Source organism: Devosia sp. (assembly GCF_040509215.1).
Lineage (GTDB): Bacteria > Pseudomonadota > Alphaproteobacteria > Rhizobiales > Devosiaceae > Devosia.
Genome location: NZ_JBEVLL010000312.1, coordinates 1 through 7,906, shown reverse-complemented (window position 1 = coordinate 7,906; position 7,906 = coordinate 1). Strand labels below are relative to the sequence as shown.

Annotated in this window: 12 protein-coding genes; 4 read left to right on the top strand and 8 right to left on the bottom strand. The window is 61.7% G+C overall.

What is annotated here, in order from left to right; translation table 11 throughout:
- The coding region (locus ABW043_RS17490) for a hypothetical protein (protein ID WP_353922478.1) at positions 1–183 on the bottom strand (183 nt) is incomplete at its 3' end.
- A gap of 59 nt (positions 184–242) precedes the next feature.
- Between ABW043_RS17490 and ABW043_RS17485 the strand changes: the two genes are divergently transcribed.
- The 3 genes from ABW043_RS17485 to ABW043_RS17475 all read left to right on the top strand — a co-directional run bounded on the left by ABW043_RS17485 (position 243) and on the right by ABW043_RS17475 (position 2,663).
- Positions 243–1,013: an SDR family oxidoreductase gene (locus ABW043_RS17485; protein ID WP_353922477.1), complete on the top strand. Its 771-nt coding sequence runs from the start codon at positions 243–245 to the stop codon at positions 1,011–1,013.
- The gene (locus ABW043_RS17480) at positions 988–1,548 is read left to right on the top strand and encodes a gluconokinase (RefSeq protein ID WP_353922476.1); all 561 of its coding nucleotides are present in this window, start codon (positions 988–990) and stop codon (positions 1,546–1,548) included. Before ABW043_RS17485 ends, ABW043_RS17480 begins: the two co-directional genes overlap by 26 nt.
- Positions 1,549–1,649: 101 nt before the next feature.
- Positions 1,650–2,663, top strand: a complete 1,014-nt coding sequence (locus tag ABW043_RS17475; protein WP_353922475.1) for a saccharopine dehydrogenase NADP-binding domain-containing protein — start codon at positions 1,650–1,652, stop codon at positions 2,661–2,663.
- Here the strand turns inward: ABW043_RS17475 and ABW043_RS17470 are convergent.
- The 5 genes from ABW043_RS17470 to ABW043_RS17450 form a co-directional block, all read right to left on the bottom strand.
- Complete coding sequence (locus tag ABW043_RS17470; RefSeq protein WP_353922474.1) at positions 2,660–3,553, bottom strand: DMT family transporter; 894 nt, start codon at positions 3,551–3,553, stop codon at positions 2,660–2,662. The genes ABW043_RS17475 and ABW043_RS17470 overlap by 4 nt on opposite strands.
- Before the next feature lie 67 nt (positions 3,554–3,620).
- A complete protein-coding gene (locus ABW043_RS17465; RefSeq protein ID WP_353922473.1) occupies positions 3,621–4,376 on the bottom strand; it encodes an SDR family NAD(P)-dependent oxidoreductase in 756 nt (251 codons plus the stop codon).
- A 104-nt stretch (positions 4,377–4,480) separates the two neighbouring features.
- Complete coding sequence (locus ABW043_RS17460; RefSeq protein ID WP_353922472.1) at positions 4,481–4,948, bottom strand: CYTH domain-containing protein; 468 nt, start codon at positions 4,946–4,948, stop codon at positions 4,481–4,483.
- 1 nt (position 4,949) lies between these two features.
- Complete coding sequence (locus ABW043_RS17455; protein WP_353922471.1) at positions 4,950–5,819, bottom strand: CHAD domain-containing protein; 870 nt, start codon at positions 5,817–5,819, stop codon at positions 4,950–4,952.
- 8 nt (positions 5,820–5,827) lie between these two features.
- A complete protein-coding gene (locus ABW043_RS17450; protein ID WP_353922470.1) occupies positions 5,828–6,364 on the bottom strand; it encodes a methylated-DNA--[protein]-cysteine S-methyltransferase in 537 nt (178 codons plus the stop codon).
- Positions 6,365–6,439: 75 nt separating this feature from the next.
- Between ABW043_RS17450 and ABW043_RS17445 the strand changes: the two genes are divergently transcribed.
- On the top strand, positions 6,440–7,111 hold the full coding sequence (locus ABW043_RS17445; protein ID WP_353922469.1) for an RluA family pseudouridine synthase: 672 nt from the start codon (positions 6,440–6,442) through the stop codon (positions 7,109–7,111).
- On the opposite strand, the gene ABW043_RS17440 is transcribed toward ABW043_RS17445, so the two are convergent.
- Positions 7,112–7,390 carry an ASCH domain-containing protein gene (locus ABW043_RS17440; protein ID WP_353922468.1) on the bottom strand — a complete coding sequence of 93 codons (279 nt, stop codon included), beginning with the start codon at positions 7,388–7,390 and terminating at the stop codon, positions 7,112–7,114.
- A complete protein-coding gene (locus tag ABW043_RS17435) occupies positions 7,390–7,770 on the bottom strand; it encodes a RidA family protein (protein WP_353922467.1) in 381 nt (126 codons plus the stop codon). Before ABW043_RS17435 ends, ABW043_RS17440 begins: the two co-directional genes overlap by 1 nt.
- Positions 7,771–7,906 lie beyond the last annotated feature (136 nt).

The window sequence follows — 7,906 nt, the reverse complement described above, 5'->3', positions numbered from 1 at the left end:
CCGATATCCGCAGTTGCCATGAAGCATTCCTTCCGAGGTCTTCGTCGCCGTCCGAGGCGTTTTGGGCCATGCGCAGGGTGCATAGCACTCGGGGGCGACAATGACCACAAAGCGAAAGATGATGAAAGTGCGGATCGTGCAAATTTCGACCATTTCACATTCTTGTATGGAAGATTTGAGCATGACTTGCCTTGCGCCATGGCCGATGGCTATGAAGGCACGACGTGCGGAGGAACAAGAGCATGGGCGAACGTTCGCCATTCGACCTGACTGGACGGCGCGCGCTCGTGACCGGTTCGAGTCGCGGACTGGGATTTGCCATGGCCAAGGCGCTGGCCGGCGCCGGCGCCAAGATCGTGCTCAATGCGCGCGATGAGGTTGCGCTGGGCGCCGCGGCTGCGGATCTGGCCGAGACCGGTGCGGATGTAACCGCCCTCGCCTTCGACGTGACCAGCCCCGAAAGCGTTGGCGAAGCGGTGCGGCATTGCGAAAGCGAAATCGGGCCGATCGATATTCTGGTCAACAATGCCGGGATGCAGATTCGCGGGCCGCTCGAGACCTTTCGGCACGACGACTTCGAGAAGATCATGGCGACGCATGTGACGGCGACCTTCTCGGTCAGCCAGGCCGTGGCGCTGGGCATGATCGAGCGCGGGCGCGGCAAGATCATCAATATCTGTTCGATCCTGACCGATCACGCTCGCCCGACCGCAGCGCCCTATGGCGCGGCGAAGGCGGCGATTGCCAATCTCACGCGTGGCATGGCGGCGGACTGGGCCCGCAAGGGGCTCAACGTCAACGCGATTGCGCCAGGCTACTTCAAGACCGATCTCAACGAGGCGCTGATCGCCGACCCGGCCTTCAATGCCTGGGTGGAACAGCGTACTCCGATGGGACGTTGGGGTGAGGTGGAAGAATTGGGGCCCGCCGCCATCTTCCTCGCATCCGATGCCTCCAGTTTTGTGAACGGACACATTCTCTATGTCGATGGCGCCTTCACCGCAGTCGTTTGAACAAGCCCGCATCATCATCGTGATGGGCGTCAGCTCATCGGGAAAGTCGACGGTTGGCGCTGCGCTCGGGCGAGCACTGCATGCCCCCTTTCTCGATGGCGACAAGTATCATCCGGAAGCCAATGTCGAGAAAATGCGCGCCGGCATTCCGCTCACCGATGACGACAGGTGGCCATGGCTGGAAGCGCTGGCGGCAGCGCTGAAGGAAGCTGCCGAGAAGAAGAAAGGTGTCGCCGTCGGCGCCTGCTCTGCGCTCAAGAAAGCCTATCGCGATTTCATCACCGAAAAGGCCGGCGAGCCGGTGCTGTTCGTCTATCTCGATGGCAGCCGGGAAGTAATCGCCGAGCGGATGGCCAAGCGCAACCACGAATACATGCCGACGAGCCTGCTCGAGAGCCAGTTTGCGACGCTGGAAGTGCCTGATCCTGCGGTCGAGAACGTAATGGTGGTGCCGGTGACCGACCCGGTCAATCGTATCGTCACGACCGTGACAGGCTCGCTGGGGCACCTCAAAAGCTTCAAGCGCTGGCAATAAGCAAACCTTCCCACGTTGGAGCGGCGTTTCGTAGCATCGGCCAACCAAGGTGCTTTCGAATACCTATCTCGGTGCAGGCAACGCACTGGAATAGTTACAAAATGCCAGACATCCTCATCGTCGGCGGCTATGGCGCCGTGGGCAGCCAGATCGCCAAGATGCTTGCCGCTAAGCCAGAGAACCGCGTCATCGTCGCCGGCCGGAGCATGGCCAAGGGACAGGCTACGAGGTTCAAGGCGCGCGTGATCGATCTTCGTGCACCGGACACATGGGGCGCGGCGCTGGAGGATGTTGACCTCGTTGTCGTCTCCATCGACCAGACCGATACCAACTTCGCTTCGGAGGTCGCTCGGCGCAGGATCGGTTACATTGATGTTACCGCTGGGGACGCGTTTTTCCGCAAGGTCGAGGCGCTCTCCGTGAGTTCTCCGGTGGTGCTCTCACTGGGGCTGGCGCCCGGACTATCCAATTTGCTGGCGGCCGCCGCTTCGAAGGAGCTGGACGACGTCAGCAGTATCGAGATCGGCATCTTGATGGGTACCGGAGACGATCATGGAGCGGCCGCGATAGCCTGGTCCACCCACAACATGTTTGACCCACTGGCTCCAAGAGATGACAGTCTCATCGATTTCGGTCCGGACTTTGGCAGGCGGACCGCCTACTTCATGAACTTTGCCGACCAGCATGCATTGGCTCGAACGATGCCGGGTGTCCGTACCGTCACGCGTGTCACCTATGACTCCGCCCTCCTTTCGGGCCTGCTCTTCTGGCTGGGCCGCACGTTTGCCGGCAATGCCACCATGGAGAAATTGGTTGAGCGCGTGAGCCACATGCCGACATTCGGGTCGGACAAATGCGTGCTCTCGGTGACGGCGCATGGCACGCGCGAAGGACGAAACGTGGCGCAGGATGCGTTCTTTTTCGGCCGGCGCGAGGCGGCGGTGACTGCGGCCGTAGCGGCGTTGGCGGTCGAGGAGGTTCTGGCAGACCGCGTGACGCAGGGTGTGAATCACAGCCATCAGGTCATCGACGGGCCGACCATCTTTGCGGCGTTGGAGCGTCTCGGCCATGGCCGCGTGCACATCCCTGAGCTGCGTCCGAGACTCGAAATCTAAGTGGGCTTTCTGAAGAACCTGCCCTGCCCGTAGGCGACGAGAGCGGCGGCGGCGACGACGATCAGCGCCCCGGCCAGCGCCCAGGGTGTTGGGACGATGCCGAGCAAGACGAGATCGAACCCGAAGGCCCAAATGATGCCGGTGTATTCGTAGGGCGCCAGCACCGACACAGGCGCGCGGGCAACCGATTCCATCATCAAGACGTGGCCAAGCCCGCCGAAAAGACCGGCACTGGCGAGCAGCGCGAATTGGCCGGGCTGCAACTCGACCCAACCGAAAAGCGCCGAAGCGAGGCCAACGGCCGAGCAGATGAGCGCAAAGGACAGAGCGATACTGGCGGGCGGCTCGGTACGGGTGAGATCCTTTACCTGCACGCGGGAGAGCGCATTGGTGGCGGCCATGGCGACGCCGGCGCCAACCCCGATCAAGGTGCCGTCGCGCATCTCGGCCCCGACGAGCGTGGGATAAAGCATCAGCAGAATGCCGACAAAGCCTAGAATCACACCGACGAAGATGGTCGCGCCCGGCCGCTCGCGCAGGAAGAGCATGGCGGCAACGATGGAAAGGATCGGGGCCAGATAGGTCAGCGCCGTGGCAAGGCCAACCGAAAGATAGCGCAGCGACACGAATGAAAAGAACATTACCGCACAGCCCAAGAGGCCACGGACCAGATGCTTGTGCGGATAGCGCGTGCGGATGGACTGGCCAAGCTCGCGCCGGATGGCGAGATAGATCAGGGTCGGCGCGAGGGCGACAAAGCTGCGCCAGAAGATGATCTGGCCGACTGACACCTCGCCGGCGACCTCGTGGATAGCAGCCGACATGGCCGACATCACGGCAAGTCCGCCCGTGGAAAGCCAGAGGGCGGCCGCGATATTCTGCTTGGGCATTTTGGTGAGGTCACAAGGCGGAGGGTGCGTCCTGTCTAGTATCGCACCCCCCTACCCTGCAAGCGGTTTACTGCGCGGCGTAGCCGCCATCGACCAGATGGTAGGAGCCGGTGATGAAAGAGGCTGCATCGGAGAGCAGGAACAGCGTCAGCGCAGCGACTTCGTCGGACTGGCCGAGGCGACCAACCGGATGCTTTGCGCGAAGGCCCTCAAGCACTTCCGACGGCGTGGCGGAGCCGAGGAGCGGGGTTTCGATGAAACCTGGGCCGACCGCGGTCACGCGAATGCCTTCCTTGGCATAGTCGATGGCGGCAGCCTTGGTGAGGCCGACGACGCCATGCTTGGCCGAGACATAAGCGGGCGCACCGGCGAAGCCGTTGGTGCCCAGAATCGAAGCCATGTTGACGATAGAGCCACCGCCGGCCTTCAGCATGGCGGCGATCTCGTACTTCATGGAATAGAAGACGGAATTGAGATTGACGTCGATGACCTTGTGCCAGTCTTCGAAGGTGTACTCGCCTGCCTTGGCGGCCTTGCCACCGATGCCCGCATTGTTCACTGCGAGATGGAGCGCACCATAGGTGTCGACGGCGAACTGAACTGCCTTTTCGACCTGATCGATCTTGGAAACATCAACGGCTACGGCAGCGGCTTCGCCGCCAGCGGCCTTGACCGAATTGACGACGGCCTGGGCGCCATCGAGCTTGAGATCGGCCACCACGACCTTGGCTCCGCGCGCCGCGAGCTGCTTGACCACGGCTTCACCGATGCCCGAGGCACCACCCGTTACAAAAGCGACCTTGCCTGCGAAATCCTGGGACATAGCATTCTCCTATTGGTTTCCCCTGGAGATATGCGCCCCACGCGACAGCACAACCATGATCGAGATCAAATGCACTGAACGAACTGTTCAAGCGCTATGCGAACTTATCTGGGAATTCCAGGGGTTCGGGACAGGCTGGCGTTGGCGTAGCGATCATCTTCCGACACTTCGAGGCCGACCCAATCGGGCAGATGGACGTGCTCATCGACCGAGCCCATTTCCACCTCGGCAATGATGAGGCCGGCATGGTGCCCTTCGAAGACGTCGACCTCCCATAGGTGGTTTTCGAAAGGCACATTGTAGCGGCGCTTCTCTATGACGTTAGGGCGGGACATTTCCATCAGCTCGCGGGCGTCTTCGAGCGGAATGGCATATTCGAACTCGGCGCGCGAAATACCGACGGCCTTACCCTTGAGGGTGAGCATTGCTTCCTTGTCGTCGTAGATCCGCACGCGCACCGTGGCCTTGGCGCTGGTAGACAAATAACCCTGCTGGAGGCGGGCCGAGCTTTCGACCGCCGATTTCCAGTCATCACTGGAAACCAGGAATTTGCGCTCGATTTCCTGCGCCATATCAGTCGTCCTTTGGGAGTAGTTTCCAGAATTTTTCGACGCGCGAAACGAGGGCCGATGGGCTTTCGACGGTCAATTGCCGACCGAGCGCGAGAGCTTTTTGGGCAAGGTCGGCCCTGTGCCTGTCGATCGCCTTGGCGACTGGCCGGTCAAGCGAACCAGTCAACGTCACGACGCCCTCGGCGAGGATAGCGAGGTTGTGATGATCGCCGAGATATTCGCCGAGTTGATCGAGCTGATCCCTGCGGGCACCAAGGACATCAGGCGCGCAGGCCGCCAGGAGACTGATATGAAACCAGTGGCTCTTGGTATCCTTGCGCCAATCGTGAAAGGCTTCGTCCTCGCCACTCTCTTCGGCCGCGGTGATGCGCTTGCGCATGCGCCCATAGGTATCGTGGAGGCCGGGCGCGAGAAGCGCGAAGCCGCGGCCGTCCAGGTCCCAGTGCTTAACCCGCTTTGCGGCCTCGTCCATGGTATCGCCGAAACGGCTCAGGAGCGTGGCGCGGTCCTGTTCTGCAGAGATGCGGCGGACATTGTCCTCGAGCGTCCCGCGTGTTTCGGAAATGTTGTCCGGCAACAGGTCCCTGGAGACGAGATTGAAGGTCTCCACCATCACGGCGGCGTCACGGGAGGCGGACAGCGAGTCGGCCGCTTTGGCGAAACAGGCGTTCTCGGCGTCGAAATCTGAAAAATTGGGACGGATCAGGCGGAGCAGTCCGCGGATCTTTTTGCAGCGGCGGCGCAGCTCATGCACCGTTTTGTCAAAGTCGTCGCCCGCCTGACTGAGTTCCTGTGCTTTGTCGATCTGGTCTCTGGCGATCTCTCGCACCTGATGCGCCACTCGACTGCGGTGGCCGAACGAAAAAGCCATGGTGCTCCTCAGAAGGCGAATTGCATCTGGCCGGGCGGGGCGCCCATGCTGACGCCCTCCAGTGCCAGCATGACACGTTTGGACGAGGTTCCGCCGGGGGCTGAGAACCCGCCTGCCCCGTTGCCGGCGGCAAGCACGCGATGGCAGGGAATGATCAGCGGAATGGGATTGGCGCCCATGGCCTGCCCAACGGCACGGGAAAGGCCGACATCACCGAGCTGGCGCGCCATGTCGCCATAGGTGGTGGTCTTGCCCCAGCCGATGGTGAGGAGGATGTCGTAGCAACGCCGATGAAACTCTGGCACGCCTTCGAGGTCGAGGCTGACCGAGGCGAAGTCGATCTCCTCGCCTTCGGCATAGTCTTCAACCTGATCGAGCACGGCGGCGATCGCGCGCGTGGGCTCACCGGGTTCAGCGCCCATCTTTGCCAGGCGCCCTGCGACTTCCGCCGGCTCGCCGCCGGGCAGGAAGACGCGCTTTATGCCGCGGTCGGTCCAGACCAGGGCAAATTCGCCGAGCGCCGTTGGGAAGGTGGTGCTGTACATGCCGGCACCTTACCGCGCCCTTCTATCGGCGGCAAACGCTTGGTCAAACAGGCGAACCTCTGCTAGAGGGCTCAAATGCCCGGTCCCATGCCCACATTGCTCGACTATTTCCCGCCCACCGATCCCTATCTCAACGTCATCCATGTGGACGACGATATCCTGGTGGTCGACAAGCAGAGCGGGCTGCTCAGCGTGCCCGGCAAGGACCCGAGCCTCTGGGACTGCGTGGAATATCGCGCGCGCCAAACCTATCCAACGGCGGGCATGTGCCACCGGCTCGATAAGGATACGTCTGGGGTTCTGACGCTGGCGCTCAACAAACGCGCTCATGGCCGAATCGGCAGCCAGTTCGAGCATCGGCAGACGACCAAGAGCTATGTGGCGCGGGTTTCGGGCGTAATTGCCGAGGACAGCGGCGTCATCGACCTGCCGCTGGCGACGGATTGGGAAAACAAGCCGCGCCAGCGCGTCGACTATGAAAATGGCCGCCACGCCAAGACCGAGTGGGAAGTGATCGAGCGCGAGGCCAATGCGACGCGGCTGAAACTCGTGCCGCTGACCGGGCGCACGCACCAGTTGCGCGTGCACATGAAGGCGCTGGGCCATGTCATCCTCGGCGACGCCTTCTATGCCGAAGGCGACGATTTCACGGCGGCGGACAGGCTGCAACTCCACGCGGCGGAACTGGGCTTTACCCATCCGACCACGGGCGAGTTCATGACCTTCGTGGCGCCGACGCCGTTCTGATCAGTCTTCGAACGCCACTTCGATGCGCTGGAAGAGGTTTCCTTCCTTCATCGTGTCGAGCCATTTGCGGAAATCAGGCATGTCCTTGAAGCCGGCACGCTTTGCGTCGGCATCGGTAACGTCGTCAGCACTCATGTCGGTGATCGACTTGATCGACAGGAGGCCCAGCTTGGTCTTGAGCGTGCCGCCGGGTTTTACGGTGGGACGATTCCAGCGGCGGAAGATAACGTCGACCTTGCCAGCCTTGATGTCTTCGAGAAGCGCGAGTTTGAGCAGCATCAGTCCAATACCGCCGTGGCTGTGATTTCGATTTTGAGACCCTTGGCCAGCAGTTCCTTGACGACGACGGTCGCGCGGACCGGGAACGGCTGTTGGGTGAAGAATTCGCGATAGACTGCGTTCATGCCGGCCGCATCGGCGCTGTCGGTGAGAAATATCTGCACCATGACGAGATTGGCGAGCGTACCGCCGGCGGCTTTGACGCCGATCTCCAGATTCTGAATGCAGCGGCGGGCCTGGGCCTCGATGCCGCCTTCGACGATGTCGCCGGTGACCGGGTCTTCGGCGATGGCGACGAGCCAGACATGCTTGCCGGCGCGCACGGCGTCATTGATCGGCGCGGAGGATGGCGCAATGCCGGTTTCGATGCGTTCGATCATCTTGTCTCCGGGGTTGAGAATCGTCTGGGCACAATTGTCTTGCGCATCGCCTTGTGACAAACACGGGCCACCGAGCCAAGCGGGCGTGGTGAAACTGGTAGACACAAGGGACTTAAAATCCCTCGGCTAACGCTGT

Coding starts and splice junctions, on each gene's coding strand:
- ABW043_RS17485 (WP_353922477.1), top strand. CDS start 243: ATGGGCGAACGTTCGCCATTCGACCTGACTGGACGGCGCGCGCTCGTG.
- ABW043_RS17480 (WP_353922476.1), top strand. CDS start 988: ATGGCGCCTTCACCGCAGTCGTTTGAACAAGCCCGCATCATCATCGTG.
- ABW043_RS17475 (WP_353922475.1), top strand. CDS start 1,650: ATGCCAGACATCCTCATCGTCGGCGGCTATGGCGCCGTGGGCAGCCAG.
- ABW043_RS17470 (WP_353922474.1), bottom strand. CDS start 3,553: ATGCCCAAGCAGAATATCGCGGCCGCCCTCTGGCTTTCCACGGGCGGA.
- ABW043_RS17465 (WP_353922473.1), bottom strand. CDS start 4,376: ATGTCCCAGGATTTCGCAGGCAAGGTCGCTTTTGTAACGGGTGGTGCC.
- ABW043_RS17460 (WP_353922472.1), bottom strand. CDS start 4,948: ATGGCGCAGGAAATCGAGCGCAAATTCCTGGTTTCCAGTGATGACTGG.
- ABW043_RS17455 (WP_353922471.1), bottom strand. CDS start 5,819: ATGGCTTTTTCGTTCGGCCACCGCAGTCGAGTGGCGCATCAGGTGCGA.
- ABW043_RS17450 (WP_353922470.1), bottom strand. CDS start 6,364: ATGTACAGCACCACCTTCCCAACGGCGCTCGGCGAATTTGCCCTGGTC.
- ABW043_RS17445 (WP_353922469.1), top strand. CDS start 6,440: ATGCCCGGTCCCATGCCCACATTGCTCGACTATTTCCCGCCCACCGAT.
- ABW043_RS17440 (WP_353922468.1), bottom strand. CDS start 7,390: ATGCTGCTCAAACTCGCGCTTCTCGAAGACATCAAGGCTGGCAAGGTC.
- ABW043_RS17435 (WP_353922467.1), bottom strand. CDS start 7,770: ATGATCGAACGCATCGAAACCGGCATTGCGCCATCCTCCGCGCCGATC.